Below are 18,813 nucleotides of genomic sequence, written 5' to 3' on the forward strand. Positions count from 1 at the left end.
TGTTTTGTATATGAAACTCATTAAACAAAGTAAATTATTTTTTAAAGAAGGGAAATCTGATAAGGTATATGAGATTGATTTTTGTGAGCTTTCTGCAAACGAATTCCTAGTGAATTTTAGATACGGTAGGAGAGGAAGTACACTTAAAGAAGGAACCAAAACACCCGCTGCATTACCTTTGGCCAATGCTGAAGTGCTTTTTGCAGAATTGGAAAACGAAAAACGCAAAAAAGGTTATCAAACTGAAACGGAAGTGTTTATTGAACTCCCATCTTTAGATACCGTTGAACCTGATACTTTAAATGGTGCAATTTTGCAGCGCTTACAAGATGCTGTAGTGGGTAGAAACAGTTTCAGAACCGAATGGAAAACCAGTCGTGTAATTTGGAAGGCCGGCATGTTAAACCTGCAAGAGGCTATTCCTTTTATTATCAAGCTGGCAACAAGAGGCAATGAAATGCAAACTTACGCAGCCCTGTATGCGTTAACTAAATTAAATGCGGTTACAGCCGGGCCGCTGTTTACTGCTCTGGCTAATAATGTTAAGCAAAAAAGTCATATCGTAAACCTGGCTTTTGAGGGGCTTTTAACTATTGCGAACGGAGCTGAACAGCAAAAGATTAGCAATCAGTTATTAGAAAAGTTACCTGCAGAAATAAGATATGCTGTAGAAATAAACGATTTAGATTTGCTTAAGGCTACTTTAGATCAAAATATAAAAGATAAAGAGGTAGATTATTTTACCACACTTTATTTATTAGGCAAAGTGCAATCAACCTTGTTGCCGATACTTAATAGTGTATTGAAAACCTGCCCATATAAACCACCGTTTTTTAAACATCTCCGGGCAATTTACAAGTTAGCGCAATTAAGAAACGATGTAGCTACTTTGGCTATTTTATTTTATGGTTTCGAGAAACAACCTGCCATGTTTAGGCGAACATATTCACTTGATTCTAATTACAGGCAATATTTAACCGCTATTGACCTCACCGTTAGGGTAGGTGCAGAGCTTAAAAATAAAGATAGTAAGCTGGCATTTTCCCAGTACACCAAAACCTATTTTCAGAAAAATGCTGTCGAATTTCTTAAAAATACCGGAGCAAGCAAAGATGCTTCAGCCTATTTAAAACTTGCAGTAAATACTTTATTGCAGTATAAGGAAAATGATTATTCTATTGCCGAAGAAAAGCCATTGAGCGAATACGGACGGTATGATTATAAGACGAAACAATACTCCTATTTAATTGTCAATTATCCCGAATGTTCGGAATCGTTACTGCTTTCTACCATCCTTTTTGGGAATGATCCGAAGCGCCAATTGCAAGCTAATTTAAGGTTTATAATTGATAGCAGAACAGTAACTAGTCCTGATTACTATTACAATGCGGCCAATGTTAGAGCGGTTGCTGCCACACCAAATACCGGTTTTAATAGTGATAACGGTGTTTCAGTAATTGATGCAGCTAAAAATATTTTTAAAAGCTTATTTGGTAAGAAAAATGTAACACCACCACCAGTTCTACCCGTGGTTGAGCAAAATACTGCTCCTAAAACAGTAGTAAACAGTACACTTCGTTTGGAGTTGTATCCTGAACTTTGGGATGCCATGCCCCAGGCTTACATTCAATTGTTAATGCAGGCTGAGATGAGTCGCATCCATCTTTTTGCCTACGAAAGGTTAATGGCTCATCCACAATATAACGAAATTATTCAGCGTTTTGATGAGCGTTCGATTTTGCAATTGCTAAATAGCAAGTTCGATTTACCAAATCAGTTCGGTTTCGAAATACTGAAAAATGAAGAAAGCAAGCTGGCTCAAAACCCTGTTTTTGTTGCCGAAATATTGGCTTGCAATAGTAGAAACGCCAGGCTTTGGGCGCAAGACCTGGTTAGCCGGAATATCGAATTGTATTTTAGTGATATTGAATTTTTGTTGATTGTGCTATTCAATGCTGAAGAGGAGAGCAAAAACTGGATCAATGAAACCTTGCAGAAATGTCTTTTTTCTGAGGATAGGGTACAGGCTATTTTAGGTAAAGCCATTACCGAACTACTTCATTTTGAAAATACAGACGACAACAATCTTCAAGCTAAAAATGCTATTGATCGTTTAGGTTTGTTTGCTGCAATGCAAATGGAAAAATTGAGTTGGAATATTGTAGAGCAGTTAATAACATCGGAATTGAATGCTAATAAAATTTTGGCGACGAAAATACTACTGAATAAGGTTAAAAAGGTTTCTCCAACGGAAATTCCGGTCTCTTTAACAAAAATGTTATTGCTTAGCGAATTTCCTGAAGTTCGCGACGGTGGTATTGAGCTATTAAGTCAATATCCTGACCATTTTGTTATTGAAAATATCCAAGTATTACTCAGCCTGATTGATAGTGGCGATGAGAAAGTTTTGGATGCTGTATTTAAAATTATCGGGAAGCTATTTGCTCATCAACCCGAAATTGGGAATGCTATTGTGCCACATTTTGCTTATGCTTTAATGCGTAAAGAGAAGTTTGAAGGCGCACACACGAGTTTAAGCGAATTTTTACTGCAAAATCTAAAGCCATACTGGAGCAGTGGCTTACAACCAAAAGAGATTACAAAACTAATTCACGCACAATACCGGATTAGTCAGTTGGTTGGGTATGAAATTCTGAAAGTTTACAGTAACCCGGATCGTTTTTCTTTACGACAAATTATCTCTTTTGGTAGTCATGAAATTCTTGCCATTCGCCAATGGAGCTGGAATTATTTTAAGCAAAATGTGTCCCGAATTCGGGAAGAAAGAACCCAATCACTTTACCTTTTGGATTCGAAATGGGACGATACCAGGGCCTATGCTTTTCATTTTTTTAAAACCGGGTTTACCGAAGCAGATTGGGATCCGGATACTTTAATCGGGATTGTAGATTCAATTCGGCCAGATGTTGAAAGCTTTGGCAAGGAAATGATTACCAGGTTTTTTAATGCAGAACATGCTTTAGATTATTTAACGAAATTAAGTGAACATCCAAGCGTAAATGTTCAGACTTTTGTAAGTAGTTACTTATCGATGTATGCTAAAGATAAGCCAGTTTTGCTACGAGAGTTAACGTTCTACTTCCGTTCAGCACTTACCCGCGTTAACAAAGGCAGGGTGGCCAAGGACCGTATTTTTAAATTCCTACATGAGGAATCGACGAAGAGCCTGGAAACTGCAATTTGGGCAGTAAGTATTTTGGATGATGTTTCAGCACAATCTACCATTCAGGATAAAGCTGTCTGCATCGATATTTTAACAAAAATTAAAACGCAATATCCTGATCTGGATATGCATCTTATCATCAAAAACGAAAGGCATGTTATTCAATTATAAATATAGCGGAAATACATCCATCAGTAATGATGCGAATGAAACAGCAATGAGTTTTGTGCCCGATGCGATGCGTGATCCAACTTTTTTTGTTGGAAAATTAAATAAGAAAATTGCATTTCGTGAAGCAATATCTACATTACACGATGTAGTTGTTTCTGATCTTCGCTACAAACCAAAAGATAAAGCCGAATATAAAGCCTGGGCAGAAGAACAGGAAAAACTTTGGCTGGGCGAATACATGGCTGGTTTCCAGATTGAGCAGGTAAGAAACCGTATAGAAGAAATTAGAAACGATTTAAAGCAGATTTATCGGGAAAAAGATCGGGTACTCGGTCCATTTAACAAAGCAAAGAGCAGGTATTTCGATTATTTGTATAAAAATGACCGTGATGCCTGGATTGTTCTCGACCCGGTGATTACGGTTCATCCGGATGAGTTGTTTTTCGAATGTTTTAGTCAGGATGAATCTTCATACGGCAAGCTAAGCTGTAACTATAATGTGTTTACAGAGATTAATGAATTTAAATGCGGTACAACCAACATCGATTATTCGGCAGAACTATACGGCGAATTCCAAAAAATAAGAGGCTATAAGGATACATCATTTAAAATTGATCCATCGGGATTTGAGGCGAAAACCACCAACGAAGAGGTTTACAAGGAAATTAAAATAGACTTACCAGATTCGTGGGTGAGGGGCTTTTTGCAGGTAAGTGCAGCAATGACTTTGCCAGCAACTGCATTCGAATTGCATCCGATGGATGTTTTTAGCCTTTGCCAATACTTACGCCGTTTTAAAGAGACTGCTGGCCCGCGGGCCTTACGGTTTATTTTAGAACCGGGCAAACCAGTACGTTTGGTTATTGAACCCTGGTATGAAACCTTAACTTTCCATCGCTCCATTTATACGGGTTCGGAGGAAAAGACAATCAGAATCTGGGGCAGAAGAAGGTTAATGATTTTAGAACGTTTAATTCCGATTGCGAAAAGCTTTAAAGTAGTTTTATTGGGATCTGGGCTGCCTTCTTTTTTTATGGCCGATTTGGGCGATATGACCTTTACGCTTGGATTGTCTGGCTGGACAAATAATGATTGGAGCAGGGCTGGTAATTTCGACTTAATGGCACCCCGTGGTAATGTAGATATACTAACCAAACAACGGGTTTTTACTACTTTAAAAGAAACGTGGTTTGCATCGACAGCAGAAATAACAACAAAAACCGGACTCCGCTCTGCCGTGGTTTCTTCGGCATTAACGGCTTACACACAGGCTGGACGTGTAATTTACGATTTGAAACAGGGTGTTTATCGTGTAAGAGAGCTCAGTCAGGATCCGCTTGATTTTACTGCTTTGCGTTTTGGTAGCGAACAAGAAAAAATTGCGAACGAATTTATAGCGAAAGACCTTGTGAAAATTGCCACTAAAATAGAAAATGATACACTTGAAATAAAAGGCAAAGTGAAAACTAAAAATGAAACTTTTAGTACGTTGGCTTTGATTGATAAAGACCAGCGTTTAATTGAAGGTACTTGCGAATGCGCTTTTTATCTAAGCAATAAACTTAAAAAAGGACCTTGCGAACACATTTTGGCAACGAGAATGATGTTGCAAAACAATGCTGCTAAAGTTTCGGCTAACTAATTTAAAAGAGCTTTCTAAAGTTTTGACACCTGAATTTGAGAAAGGCTTTTCTTACGCTAATCTAAGAGCCTGTTTAAAATTAAATAAAATTTATTTCGTATGTCAGTCTGAGGGTTAATTTTTTTGTTTAAAATCAATAGGAGTGAAGTACAATCGTCTTCTCTTATCCTACGCGCGGTCTTGCCCCGGCTACCGATGAAAAATCGGTACAGGTCCGCCGCCGCCGAAGGGCTCTTTCTTTTTTGATGTCAAAAAGACCAGCGAAGCTAGCTTGAATGCCATTAAAAACATAAAGACACATAAAAAACAAAAACAACGGCTGAAAATTTATTCATTTGTTGTCTATAACTTTCAGCTGCATTCATGAAGGCTTCGCCGTTTTCCTTCGAAGCTAGTGGGTTGGAAAGAAAAATCTTAATTATTAAATGAAATCCCAGTTGCTGCAAACTGTCAGTTAAATTATTGAAAAATTAAAGTTGTGCGGAGCAGGATTACTAATAGGATAGATTTCATCCCATTTAAGCAACATACTTCACGAATAAAATAATTGTCGTTATGACGTTTATTTCTTATTTTTGGTTAAACCAAACCTTAAATCAGCTATGCCCAGGCTAACCAAACTACTGTTTCTTAATACTTTATTTTTATTTGGCATTTCATTAAATATGAAGGCCCAGGAGCGTAAGCAGCTTTTTGATTTTGACTGGAAATTTAAATTGGGTGATGCTCCCAAAGCCATTGCAAAAGACTTTAATGATCAGGATTGGAGAACGTTAGATCTTCCACACGATTGGAGTATTGAAGGTAAGATCGATCCTAAAAATCCTATGGGGGGAGATGGTGGTTTTTTTCCTTCCGGAATTGCCTGGTACCGTAAAACATTTGATGTACCCACTAGCTGGAAAGGTAAATTGGTCTCTATTAATTTTGAAGGTGTGTATATGAATTCGGAGGTTTTTATTAACGGCATGTCTCTAGGGGTATATCCTTATGGATATTCTGCATTTACATACGATCTTACGCCTTATCTTCATTTTGGTCAGGAAAACGTGATTGCTGTCCGTGTAGATAATGCTAAACAGAAAAATAGCAGGTGGTATAGTGGTTCTGGTATTTACAGGCATGTCTGGATCAAGATTACAAATCCCATTCATGTTCCAGATTATGGTGTAGGCATTATTACCTCACAAGTTTCTCCTGCTCAGGCATTGGTTCAGGTAAAAACAAAGGTAAATAATGATGCTTCGGTAATGAAGACCGTTGTTATTCGTACCCGTATTGTTGGATCAGATAGCAGAGAAGCTGCTGCTCATCAGGTTTCCGTTAAATTAGCGCCTCATAGCCAACAAGAACTTATTCAACAAATTGCTGTAACTAAACCTAAATTATGGTCGGTAGAGCAACCACATTTATATCAGGCTAAAACAGAAATATTTTCTGATCAGAAGATAATTGATTCAAATAGCGAGAATTTTGGAATTCGCGATATCAAATTTTCTACCACAAATGGTTTCCAGCTTAATGGTAAAACCATAAAATTAAATGGAGGTTGTGTACATCATGATAATGGCTGTTTAGGGGCAGCTGCATTTGACCGGGCAGAAGAGCGACGGGTAGAACTGTTGAAGGCAGCCGGTTTTAATGCGATAAGAACAGCTCATAACCTGCCATCAGAAGCATTTTTGGCCGCATGCGACCGCTTAGGGATGCTGGTGATTGATGAGGCCTTTGATGGCTGGAAAACACCCAAAAATAAGTATGATTATGCCATGTATTTCGATAAATGGTGGGAAAAGGATTTAGAGGCCATGGTATTAAGAGACAGAAACCATCCGTCGATTATCATCTGGAGCATCGGAAATGAAATTATTGAGCGAAAAGAAGCGCAGGCCGTACAAACCGCAAAAATGCTGGCCGGGAAGGTACGTCAACTCGATCCTACACGTCTGATTACTTCAGCCATGACCACCTGGGATAAAGACTGGGAGATTTTTGATCCTTTAATGGCCGAACATGATATAGCTGGCTATAATTATCAATTGCACAGAGCGATAGATGATCATAAAAGAGTACCATCCAGGATTATTGTTCAAACAGAATCCTATCCCAGAGATGCTTTTGCAAACTGGAAACTGGTTAATTACAACAGTTATATTCTTGGAGATTTTGTGTGGACTGCGCTTGATTACTTAGGCGAATCTGGCATTGGCAGGTGGTATTATTCTGGCGAACCTGCAAATTTTCATTCGTCTGCAGAATTATTTCCCTGGCATGGTGCTTATTGTGGTGATATTGATTTACTTGGACACCGTAAACCTATTTCCCATTACCGAAGTATGTTATATAACGATACCGAAAAACTTTACGTAGCGGTTAAGGAGCCAAATCCAGCGCCTCTGGAAATTAAAGAAACGGATTGGTCTGTATGGCCAACATGGGAAAGCTGGACCTGGCCAGGTTACGAGGGGAAGAATATACAGGTTGAGGTATACTCCAAATATCCTAAAGTGAGGTTGTATCTCAATAAAAAACTGATCGGTGAGAAAGAAACAACAGAACAACAGGAGTTTAAAGCAATTTTTACGCTGCCTTACGCCACGGGAGAATTAAGTGTTGCCGGTGTACAGGGTGGTAAAGAGGTAGAGACCAGAATTTTAAGAACTGCCGGGAAAACCAGCGCTATAAAAGTATTTTCAGATCGAAATATAATTACGGCTAATGGGCAGGATCTTGCTTTTGTAACTGTCGAACTTACTGATAGCAAAGGTTTGTTTCAACCCAATGCAGAGAATAGGTTGCACTTTGTAATTGAAGGCCCCGGAACAATTGTGGGTGTAGATAATGCAAACCTAAAAGATACAGATCCGTATACAAGCAATTCCCGCAAAGCCTGGAAAGGCCGGGCCTTAGTGGTGATTAGGACCACAAATAAAGCGGGTAATATTAAAATTAAGGTAAGTTCAGAAGATTTAGCGGGTGGGGAAATCATTTTGAAATCAAGGAAATAGTTTAGCTTAATTGCTGATTGCAATGAGATAAGATTTAATCTATTAATTTTTATTTTTGCTATGGAAGGGTAAGCTTCGATTTACTCAGAAAAAGTCTGGTATCAGCACCGAATTGACCACCAAAATTGCGGAAGAACCACTTTCAATGAAATACACAAGCAGTGACGTTTTTTTTCTTTTTCCTTAATTTACCCCTATCCAAAGATTTCATCAACTCTGCTTAATCTTATTCATATACCAAAAGATCGTCTGGCCAAAATAGTCTCTCTGTCAAAGAATTAATATATTGCGGTGAGCACGGTTTTTGAAATAATCCACTTGCTATCTTTTTTCTCAAAAAAGAAATACACTTCATTAGTCAGTTCCCCTTGGTCTTTTTTCGATTGGCGCGTCAGATTTACAAAAACCACCAATGCAAAACTGGAATCTGGGGAATAAATAACAGGTGAAAGTATTGAGCCATGCTGCCAGCTAGCCTTACTATATTCTGTCCTTGAAAAGACACTATTAGATTTGAGGTGCAAAACATTATGCCTGAAAACCGAAGTATCAATCTGAGATAAAAAATCCCATTTAGATTCTCTAAAAATAGAATCTGACTCTTCCCTTTTAGCCGAATTTTTTTTAAGTGATAGCAATAATGATTTTGAAATTGTTATATATTTAGGATATAAGTTATCTGAATAATATTTCTTTAATACCAGCTGATAGATTTCTTTATCTTTCGCAGAAACCAGGGATTGCCCGCTTGCCAGGGTAGCCGTGAACAGAAATAGAATTAAAAAAAAATGTTTCATTAGCAGTTCTTTTTATTGGTTGAGTTACTTTTATTCTTATATTCCCTTGCGGCGTTACTTTCCGATCTTGCGGGTCTCTGGTATTTCACCTTGGTTGTCTTTTGTAAATTGCCCCAGAATAGATCCTGACAATATTGATTAAGTGTTATAGATTTGTCAGGGGATTCGGTGATACCTTTGATTTTAGCAAAATCCTCCAATAATTTCGCCATTGATGTAACATATGTTGTTGCCATCTGAGTGTGTTGTGCAGGCTCCAGTCTGTCAAGATCGGTTATAGCAGATCCATCTCTATCGTATATGAGTTGGTTAAGATCCTGAAAAATAATCTTCTGCTCTTCATCTGTCACCCTACTTATTCCGTAGGTGAGATAAGCATGCATTAGTTCATGGATGGTTGTAGCCGCTACCGCAAGATCTGTAGCCTCATTTAGCATCAATGTATTAAGTGTAATTTCCAATCTACTGGGTGATGTACTACCATTGGTTCTGGTAGTAAAAACCTGACCTGATGCATCGGTTATTTCCTTATCCGGTATTTCATCCTCTTTGATACGAATATCCTGGGTATTCAGTCCGGCGAGGAAACTGATAGCCGACTGTGTTTTGTTCGGGTCGCCGTAGTTGGCCGCACCGATCACTGCAGTCATCGCTCCGGTGAGCTTTGCCTGCGAAACTATATTGTTTACAATGGTCGCAATACAAGTCCTTGTCTGAGGATCCACTATGATCCTTGGAGCTAAATAATTGGTAGAACCTCCTCCTCCGGCATACCCCCCTCCATGTGTGGCACCGTATCCATCATATTCTCCAACTACAGGGTTATCGGGATCTGCACAGACGTAATAGGCGATATAGGGGGTACATTCCATATAGCCGTCAACACCTACGCACGTACTGCCATAGACAGGTGAATATATTGGACAGGCCAATGGGGGCGGTACCATTACTTTATGATTATTTATATCCGGTATAGTTGTCCTGAAACCGGGCAGTGACATCAGTTTGATATCCTTACTGAACCCTGGCTCTATACCGCTTATTCTTTGTGTGGCAGATCCTTTACTGTATTCCCAGCCGTTTGCCAGGGTACCGTTCATTTCAAAAAAGACGATCTTACCGCTAAAACTACCTGCCTGTTTATAATGTATATTACTTAAGTTCTCTTTTTCTGGAGCATTCCCTATTATGGACATGTAACAGCCATAAGCAACCTCTGTGCTGCCGTTTTTCTTAAAGATCAGCAGACGGAAGTTTTTATCACTTCTCATCTGGTCTTTTTCACTACCTTCTATCTTCTGATAGATGTTTTTTGGGTTGGAAAGTTGGAGTTCGTAAACTGTCTTATCTTCGTCCTGGCTGTTGACATACATTGTCTCCCATAGGGGCTCCATTCCATCAAAACGGCTGTAGCTTATTTTATTCGTTTCGAACCATTGCTTCAATACTGCAGTTACGGGTAATTCTTTCGAATTGAATCTGTTGTCCTTTTTACACGAATGTACAATAACTGATGTTATTATAAATAATATCAGAGCTGATATGTAATGCCCGAACAGAGTGCGTTTTTTCCTCATAAGTTAATTTAGAATAAGAGCTGCTAATTACTTTTACAAAGATGTAATAAATATGATTATCCATAAAATAATTTATCATTTAATATATTTTAAATTTCACCTAATCTCTAAATAAGCCTCTGAAGCTATTAGTTATAGCACTGTTTTATTTATCTGACAATATTTATATTTTGTTAAATATTAAAATTATAAAATATTTGTAATCTTACTTGGTTACTATGAAATGGCAGGCCTTTAATATAGATTTTGTCTTGAATGGAAGTCATTAAGTTTTCTGTTTGGCATAATATTTTCGATATAGTCGGAATTAATTTAGCTGATATAATTGAATGAATATTGCATATTTCACTGAAACTGGTTCTTCCCCAATTTTGGTGGTTTTTCATGATAAATCTGGTTGTTATTCATTAAGGAATCTTACCAAACTGATTTTCTCACCAATTGATTCTTTTAAAGTAGTTTCAGTAGATAACCAGGCCGACTTTGTTAATATTTATGTGCAGAGCAGGCAAAGAATCTGCCATTGTCCAGATTGCCTAAGCCCTTCAACGAAGCTTCACAACTATTATTTAAGAAAGTTTCGTGACCTGCCAACATTTGGGAAATCATGCAATATATAGCTGCGATCCAGAAAATACTGATGCCTTAAAGCTGAATGTGAAAGAAAGATATTCACAGAACGTTTTGATGACCATTTCGAACCCTGTAAGCGACGGACAAAAAAGATTGGGTGAGAAATTATTAACTATTGCCCTGGAAATGGGTGGCAGGCACCGCTGAGCGCATTTGCAATACATTATCCATGCCCGTAAGTGATTCTACTTTACTAAGGCTGATCCATAAAACTCCTCTGCCACCTTTAGGGCAGCTTAAAGCTGTAGGGGTAGATGACTGGGCATATAAAAAGCGCGATAGATATGGCAGCATCTGGTAAACCTGGATACCGGGAAAGTAATCGATCTGCTGCCAGACCGGGAGGAAAAAACATTGACAAGTTGGTTGCAAGGGCAACCTACGATAGAGATAATTACACGGGACCGTTACGGTAAATATATGCAGGTAAGCCACAAAGGGGGGGGGCAGGCTATACAGATCACTGACCGTTGGCATCTACTTAAGAACCTTGGTGAAGCCGTTAAAAGGATAATGGTACGCGAATACACCAGACTTAGTAGAGCAGTAGCCCCTAAAACAGTTGAAGAACCGCTGGGGGTTCTAAAAGATTTTCCTGCAAGGAAGAAGTTGGCCGCTACAGGCGGTGTTGTCAAACAACGATTTGATGAGATGAAGAAACTACATGCTAAAGGATTATCTAATAACGCAATTGCAAAATCCCTAGGAATGCATAGAAGTACCGTCAGGAAATACCTGTCGATGGATGTGCCGATGCGGAAGTTCTATGGAGAAAGAGGAATGATAGAGGCTCATTTTGAATACATCAAAGAACGAATGCAAGCAGACACTAATATTCATTTAAAATCAATTAATAAATATCCTTACATATTCGTCCAGTAACATTAAGAGCAGACTATTTGGTCAATGCCAAGACAGGCAACGGCTTTGTGGTAAGCAGCGAAATTATTACCCATGATCGGATAATCAATGTCTCCCCGGTTCATATTTCCGGTGATCTTGTGAGCAATGTACTTAACGGAGAAAGGCCGAGCAAGCTTAGAGGCTTTGAGATGGTTTCGGTTGAAAAGATTATCAGGGAATTCTTCGAGGATCTCTCGGCCATTTCCATGGCCTTGCCACGGGTGGTCTTTTCCAATTCTCTACTCAGTGGCGGCAAGGTCGAAAAAAGCGACTGGAACGCTTTTGAAAATCCCAATGAAACAAAAATCCCAGCTATGGCAAGTACAACTTATCACTCCGAACTTGGGGGAAAGAGAAAAACCATCTTTGAATATTCGGTTTTGAGCCGATTCTTAGGAAACGGCTATTCTGAGGGTGATTTTATCTCCAAGACAGAAAGGCAATTCATTGATAGCTTCAACCAACTACCGGAAAAGGAACGCATGGAATACTATAACAAGCTTAAAGAAGAAATGACCGAGATAGCGCTCTAGTTTTTCCTTTCAAGATAGTACTTTTTTAGGATCTTTGCGCTGTCCGATCCCGGTGCCAGATCAAAATATCCCGGCCATCCGTAGCCTTTTTCTTTCCAGAAACCAAAATCATCTTTTATTAGCTCAAGAATGCTGAGATCGGCATTTTTGCCCTCGCCCAGGAGCAGCTCACGGAGCGCGGGTTGGGCTCCAGGCTTCATCAGGTAGCCAAATTTCATCCAAATCATGTATCCGATGATCGGACACTTGATAATACCGCTGTCTACCTTAAAATGATATTCGTCTTCTCTTTTTGCCCAGCACTCGATACCATTGTACCTATATTTTCGGGTATAGGAAACCTGCCTGTTGACCCACGGAAAAGCCAGCTTCGATCCTGGGCTCTTTAAGACAATAAAGTCGTTTTTTACAATTCCCAGCTTTGGAAAGATGTATACCTGCAGGGTAACTATCAATACGCTTGTTATTGTCAGAAGGGCTGCTTCTTCTTCCTCACCGATACTCAATCGGTCAATATCCAAGGTGATTCGGCTCGATCTGTCGAGCTTTGGATGGATTCCCTGCACGCCGGCAAGTTTTAAAAGCTGGATTTTTGAATATACTTTTCCGCATATCTTGTAAGGAGGTTCGTGAGCGTTCATTTTTGAAAGGTTAATATAGGCGGAATTTAGTATTTTTTGCGGTTTAATCAAAATCAAAGTCAACGTCAAGTAAAATCAGGATGAGTCAGATCATTGGGGATTATCTGAAAAGTGGTCACCCATTTCTAATCAAAATGTACTAAAGCAGGGTGCACACTTTGGATTGAAATCCGGTTTTTATTATCCCTGAAATCCCCAAGTGGGTATAATTTTAATAATGTTTGTTTTTATTCAGATTTTTACAATCTGTTTTGTTAAATCAAATGAAATATAACTGGGTAAAAAAATAAGCTTTTTTATAAAAAAAACTTAATTAAATTAGCTTAATTTTCTATTACTTTGGAAATCCGTACCAAATTTTTTGAAAAAAGAAACTAATGATTTTGATCTCTGGCAGAACTTGCTAAATGGGGACAGGCTTGCGTTAAATAAAATTTACGAAAGATTCTTATCTCCACTTTATCAGTATGGTATGCGTATGCTTCAGGATGAAGATGCGGTACGAGATTGTTTGCATAATCTTTTTGTGAAAATCTGGGTGAATCACAAAACACTTAAACCCACTGATAACATCAAATATTATTTAATATCTGCCTTGCGGAATAGTATTATCAATTATAAAAATCAAGAAAATAGGTTTCAAAAGGTTGATATTCAGGAGAACGATGTTTTTGACTTAAGATTTACTGTTGAATCGGAGTACATTAAAAAAGAAGAGCAAAATCAGAAGGTACTTCAGCTTAGCGAAGCGATGAATAAACTTACTTCAAGACAAAAAGAAATTATTTATTTGAAGTATTTTGAAGAAATGGATTACGATGAAATCTCTAAAATAATGGATTTAAGTAAAAAAGGAACCTACAAGCTGAGTGCGAGGGCTTTAGAAGCGTTAAGGGAAATAATGAACGTAGACAAGGCGATGCTTTTAGCAATTTTACTGGTTGCGAAAAGATAGCGTTTTATTGTGTCGTTAAAAAAAGATTAAAATAATGTTATTTCTGTGGGGTAATTTTTAATTCTTTCCTGTTTGTATAATTGAATGGTCGTTAAATCATTCATTATTATGCCGAACAAAAGATACAATTCATTTAATGTCGAAAATTTTTTAGATGATGCAGATTTTCTGCGTTACGTTAAACACAATAATTCTGTTGATGTTTCTTTTTGGGATAACTGGCAAGCTAACATCCCTGAAAATTTAGCATCTTTTAAAGCGGCAAAATTACAGCTCCAGCTTATTTTAAGCGATCAACCTAAAATTGCAACAAGTAATTTTCGGGATCAGTTATTGGCAGACATTAACATTTCAATTGATACCATCCAAAAAGCGAAACGGAGCAAAACAATCCGTTTAATAGTCACATCGGGTATTGCGGCAAGTTTATTTGTTGTTGCTTTTGTTTCCTGGTTTTTCCTTTCTACGGTTACAGTGAAATCTAATTTCGCTGAGAACCGCCTGGTGCATTTGCCAGACGGTTCAGAAATTCAACTCAATGCAAATTCGGTGTTAAGCTACGCCCGTGCCTTTAAATGGAAAGCGCGCAGAGAAGTACGTTTAAAGGGCGAAGCTTATTTCAAGGTAAAGCACATTAATATAAATCCGGATCAGATTAAAAAAGGAGAGTTGTTTGTGGCGATAACCGATGGAGCAAAAGTTCAGGTTCTGGGCACCGAATTTAACCTGAAAGATCGACATAACACGACGACCATAGCCTTAGTAAAAGGTAAAATTCAGGTGAGTTCGAATAAGACAGGCCAAAGATATATTATGCATCCTGGTGATTTTATCGATTTTAATCCGAATGGAAATCGCGTTAAAAATGCTGTTGGTTCAACTAATCAAACCGCCTGGTTAAGCGGAAAAATTATCCTGAATCAAACTACCGTAAGCGAAATTTTAAGAGAATTTGAAGACTTGTATGGCTATAAGGTAATTCTTGACAGCCCTGCACTCGGAAATAAAAAAATAGATGGCGCCATATCTATAAAAAGCGAAGAAAGTTTACTCTTTACCCTTAAAAACATTTTAAATGTAGACATACAAAAAGAAGGAAAAACAATCTACCTGAAGAACAGATGATAACTGTGTAATTAAAATCAACAACCAACCAAACCAATACAAAATGAAAAAAAGATTTACCCGATTATTCGGTTGTATCTCTATGCTATTGATTATTGCTTTTGTACTGCCTTTAAAGGCACAGCAAACGGGGAATAGAATAACATTAGAAGCTGCATTAAATACCATTTCTAAGAAGTATAACACCAAGTTTGCTTACGAACATGATATTGTTCAGGGAAAAACCACATCTGCTGAAAGTGTAAAGGCGAAAAATTTAGATGAAGCACTTAAACAGGTGTTATACCCAAATAATTTATTGTTTTTATACGTGAGTGATGGAAATTATACCATTGTTACCCGTGATGAACGTCTTTTTACTCCGAAAAAAGTTCCTGCCGGGCAATCAGTACCAGAAAATAACGAGATCTACATTTCCGGAAAAGTTGTAGATGAAACTGGTAATACATTACCAGGCGCATCAATTAAAGGCAACACATCTAATGCGGTAATCGCTACCGATGCAAGCGGGAGGTTCAGTATGCGGGTTCCGTCTGGAAGTACAATGCTTGGCTTTTCTTATATCGGCTATGAAAATTACAGTTACCCCATTGCGGGTTCGCAAAGTAACCTAAACATTGTTTTGAAAGTTTCTACAGGCAATCAACTGAGCGAAGTCAATGTAATTTCTACAGGTTTACAAAAGATATCAAAAGAAAGAAGTACGGGTTCAGCGGAATTGATTACGGCCGTACAATTGGAAAAAGTTCCGGTTCCGAATTTATTATACCGTATGGAATCAATGGTGCCTGGGGTTAAAATTAACATCAATGCTGGTGATAATAGTTTTCTATATAGTAACACACGCAAGTCGATAAATGGAGGCTCGCGTACCCGGGGTGCTACAGATTACAGCTTTTTTGTAAGGGGAAAGAGCACCATATCATCTGAAACAGAATCGTTGCCATTAATTGTTGTTGATGGTGCAATTACCGAAAATGATATTTCTGCGATTAATCCTAATGATGTAGCTTCTGTAACTTTCTTAAAAGATGCAGCTGCGGCCTCTATTTGGGGAACAAGAGCCGCTAACGGTGTGATGGTTATTACTACAAAAACTGGTAAAATCGGGCAAACGCCGGTAATCAGTTTCTCACTAAATGCATCAGTTTCAAATCATCCAAATTTGGGCTATTTAAGAACAATGAATGCGGCCCAGGCCATTGCTTATGAGCAGGAATTAGTGGCTAAAAATGTAATTGTTGCGCCACTTAGTACAACTGCTTACAGTACAAACGTAGCTGATGTAAGCGATTTGACCTTCAAACTCAGGGCAGGCACAATTACGCAGGCAGCATATAATAGTATGATTGAACAATATGCTACAAGAGATAGCAGGGATCAGATTGAACAATATTTGTTAAAACCTGCAACATCTCAAAACTATAACTTTTCAATAAGTGGGGGTAATAATTTCTCCAGTTATTTCTATTCGGCATCTTATTCAAAGGAAAATCCTTATGCAACAGGCAATAGCGGCGACCGCCTTACGGTTACTTTAAACAATACATTTAAGTTATTTAAAACTGCCACCTTAACTACAAATCTAAAAGGGTCCTTTTTAAATTATAAAAATAACGGCGTTAGCTTAAGCAGTCTTTTTAATCCAAGCCTGGCAACATTTATGCCGTACAATCAAATTGTTGATAGTAACGGCAACCGTGTTTCTTACTCAAAAAAATATTATACGGGCTGGCTGAACACCTTATACCCAAGTGGCTTTCTAAATTGGGGTTACAATGCGCTGGATGAAATTGATAATGCTGATAATAGTCAGAGAGACAATAACTACTCTGCAAACTTCAATCTCAATGTACCTATTGTTAAGGGCCTTTCAGCCAATGCCTTTTTTAATACCGAGCGTAGCTTTACCACAAGTAGAAATTTTTATAACGATAATACCTATTACTATCGCGATTTTTTAAATGGCTTTACTCCAATACCTACATCTGGCAAAGCGATTAATAGCTTGGGTTTATCTGGTGGAAGCGGGATTTACAATACAGGCAATGGAACTACGAATAATTACACACTTAGGGGGCAATTAAATTACGATACAACATTAGGTGCTGATCATCAGATCAATGCAATTGCTGGTTCAGAAATCAGACAAACACAGCAGGGTGAAAGTTTGTCTACGCTGTATGGCTATAATATGGGAACCGGTATTTCGCGTCCGGTAAATTTCTTTACACCGTATACAAATATTTTCGGTTTTACGAATAATTTGGGGGGCAATCCAAGTCAGCAGGATAAAACCCGAAGATACTTATCTTATTATAGTAACGGGGCATACACTTATAAATCTAAGTATACGGTTTCTGCAAGTGTAAGATATGATGATTACAATAACTTTGGAGTTGATCGTAAATTCAGAGCAACTCCGCTCTATTCGTTTGGAGGAAAATGGGATGCTGCAAGGGAATCATTTTTGAGGGATGTGAAATGGATTTCTAACTTCAGTCTGAGGGCAACTTATGGGGTGAATGGTAATATTTCGACTTCTATTTATCCATTTACAAATATTGCTTTGGGTGGGGTTGATAATACTACTGGTTTAAGTATTTCAAGTATCATCGCTCCGGCAAACCCTGAATTGCGCTGGGAAAAAACTTATGTTACTAATTTAGGCTTGGATTTCGGTTTTCTACAAAACAGAATTAACGGATCGGTTGAGGTTTACCGCAAGCATGGTACTGACTTGTTTTACAATTTTCCAATCAGCGGAACTTATGGTGTAATCAATTTAATACGTAATACCAGTGAATTAAACGGAAGAGGGGTTGACTTATCTCTTGGAGGTGTTTTTTATACGGCTAAAAATTGGGATATTAACGGAAGGTTGACCTACGCCTACAATACCAATGATGTGAAGGATACCCGATTTATACCTACATCGTCATTTTATTCAAATCCAGCTTACAGTACATTAATTGCAGGTTACCCAACAGATAAGCTTTTAGTTTATCGTAATGCAGGTTTAGATGCGACGGGTATGACTTTAATTTACGATCAAAACGGAAATAAAATTGCACCAAATGTAAACTTAAACTCAATTGATGCCCTGATTTATGCCGGTAGATCGACAGCACCCCATTTTGGTAGTTATACACAATCTATCCGTTACAAAGATTTCACTTTAATGGCTGTTGCAACCTATCAATTCGGAAATGTGTTCTTAAAACCTACAATCAGTTCATACCCTTCATCACGAGCGGGCGTAGTGTATGATTTAAGTGAAGATGTTGCCAAACGATGGCAAAAAGCCGGGGATGAACAATTTACTTCAGTTCCTAGTGTTGCCGGTACCTTTGCAACAGTTAGTTTAACGCGCTACCAGCAATCAGATATTAATGTTTTAAAAGGAGATTATATTCGTTTAAGGGAGCTTTCACTATCTTACAAGATACCTGTTGAGCGTATATCCAAAATGGTTAAGGGGGCAAATTTTGCATTTTCAGCTCGTAATATAGGCTTATTGTGGACGGCTAATAAGGAAGGAATAGATCCTGATTTTACCAGCGGATTAAGCTCCTCATCATTGGGTTTACCAGCAACAGTTTCTTATAATTTTTCACTTAATGTTAACTTCTAACCGAAACCAA

At 38.1% G+C, this 18,813-nt stretch carries 12 protein-coding genes; 8 read left to right on the plus strand and 4 right to left on the minus strand.

From position 1 onward, the window contains the following. Positions 1–10: 10 nt before the first annotated feature. The 3 genes from FFJ24_RS04735 (at position 11) to FFJ24_RS04745 (ending at position 8,005) form a co-directional block, all read left to right on the plus strand. On the plus strand, positions 11–3,355 hold the full coding sequence (locus tag FFJ24_RS04735) for a hypothetical protein (RefSeq protein ID WP_138823030.1): 3,345 nt from the start codon (positions 11–13) through the stop codon (positions 3,353–3,355). Further along, positions 3,339–4,997 (plus strand): SWIM zinc finger family protein, encoded by a 1,659-nt coding sequence (locus FFJ24_RS04740; protein ID WP_138823032.1) that lies wholly within the window; start codon positions 3,339–3,341, stop codon positions 4,995–4,997. Before FFJ24_RS04735 ends, FFJ24_RS04740 begins: the two co-directional genes overlap by 17 nt. 602 nt (positions 4,998–5,599) lie before the next feature. Next, positions 5,600–8,005 carry a sugar-binding domain-containing protein gene (locus tag FFJ24_RS04745; RefSeq protein WP_138823034.1) on the plus strand — a complete coding sequence of 802 codons (2,406 nt, stop codon included), beginning with the start codon at positions 5,600–5,602 and terminating at the stop codon, positions 8,003–8,005. A gap of 278 nt (positions 8,006–8,283) precedes the next feature. On the opposite strand, the gene FFJ24_RS04750 is transcribed toward FFJ24_RS04745, so the two are convergent. The 3 genes from FFJ24_RS04750 to FFJ24_RS04760 form a co-directional block, all read right to left on the minus strand. Next, entirely contained in the window at positions 8,284–8,802 is a 519-nt protein-coding gene (locus FFJ24_RS04750; protein WP_138823036.1) for a hypothetical protein, read from the minus strand. Further along, positions 8,802–10,379 carry a hypothetical protein gene (locus FFJ24_RS04755; protein ID WP_138823038.1) on the minus strand — a complete coding sequence of 526 codons (1,578 nt, stop codon included), beginning with the start codon at positions 10,377–10,379 and terminating at the stop codon, positions 8,802–8,804. The genes FFJ24_RS04750 and FFJ24_RS04755 overlap by 1 nt, the downstream gene beginning before the upstream one ends. A gap of 741 nt (positions 10,380–11,120) precedes the next feature. Beyond that, positions 11,121–11,306: a hypothetical protein gene (locus tag FFJ24_RS04760; protein WP_138823040.1), complete on the minus strand. Its 186-nt coding sequence runs from the start codon at positions 11,304–11,306 to the stop codon at positions 11,121–11,123. 9 nt (positions 11,307–11,315) lie between these two features. Between FFJ24_RS04760 and FFJ24_RS26635 the strand changes: the two genes are divergently transcribed. Beyond that, positions 11,316–11,894 (plus strand): transposase, encoded by a 579-nt coding sequence (locus tag FFJ24_RS26635; RefSeq protein ID WP_256377623.1) that lies wholly within the window; start codon positions 11,316–11,318, stop codon positions 11,892–11,894. A 17-nt stretch (positions 11,895–11,911) separates the two neighbouring features. Then, positions 11,912–12,448, plus strand: a complete 537-nt coding sequence (locus FFJ24_RS04770) for a hypothetical protein (protein WP_138823044.1) — start codon at positions 11,912–11,914, stop codon at positions 12,446–12,448. On the opposite strand, the gene FFJ24_RS04775 is transcribed toward FFJ24_RS04770, so the two are convergent. After that, on the minus strand, positions 12,445–13,089 hold the full coding sequence (locus tag FFJ24_RS04775) for a hypothetical protein (protein WP_138823045.1): 645 nt from the start codon (positions 13,087–13,089) through the stop codon (positions 12,445–12,447). The two genes, FFJ24_RS04770 and FFJ24_RS04775, sit on opposite strands and share 4 nt — an antisense overlap. Before the next feature lie 361 nt (positions 13,090–13,450). On the opposite strand from FFJ24_RS04775, the gene FFJ24_RS04780 reads away from it, so the two are divergent. From FFJ24_RS04780 to FFJ24_RS04790, 3 genes are all read left to right on the plus strand, one after another. After that, positions 13,451–14,044 carry an RNA polymerase sigma factor gene (locus FFJ24_RS04780; protein ID WP_138823047.1) on the plus strand — a complete coding sequence of 198 codons (594 nt, stop codon included), beginning with the start codon at positions 13,451–13,453 and terminating at the stop codon, positions 14,042–14,044. Between the two features lie 108 nt (positions 14,045–14,152). Continuing rightward, positions 14,153–15,169: a FecR family protein gene (locus FFJ24_RS04785; protein WP_168202386.1), complete on the plus strand. Its 1,017-nt coding sequence runs from the start codon at positions 14,153–14,155 to the stop codon at positions 15,167–15,169. Positions 15,170–15,212: 43 nt separating this feature from the next. Then, entirely contained in the window at positions 15,213–18,803 is a 3,591-nt protein-coding gene (locus FFJ24_RS04790; RefSeq protein WP_138823051.1) for a SusC/RagA family TonB-linked outer membrane protein, read from the plus strand. Positions 18,804–18,813 lie beyond the last annotated feature (10 nt).

Source organism: Pedobacter sp. KBS0701, from assembly GCF_005938645.2.
GTDB lineage: Bacteria > Bacteroidota > Bacteroidia > Sphingobacteriales > Sphingobacteriaceae > Pedobacter.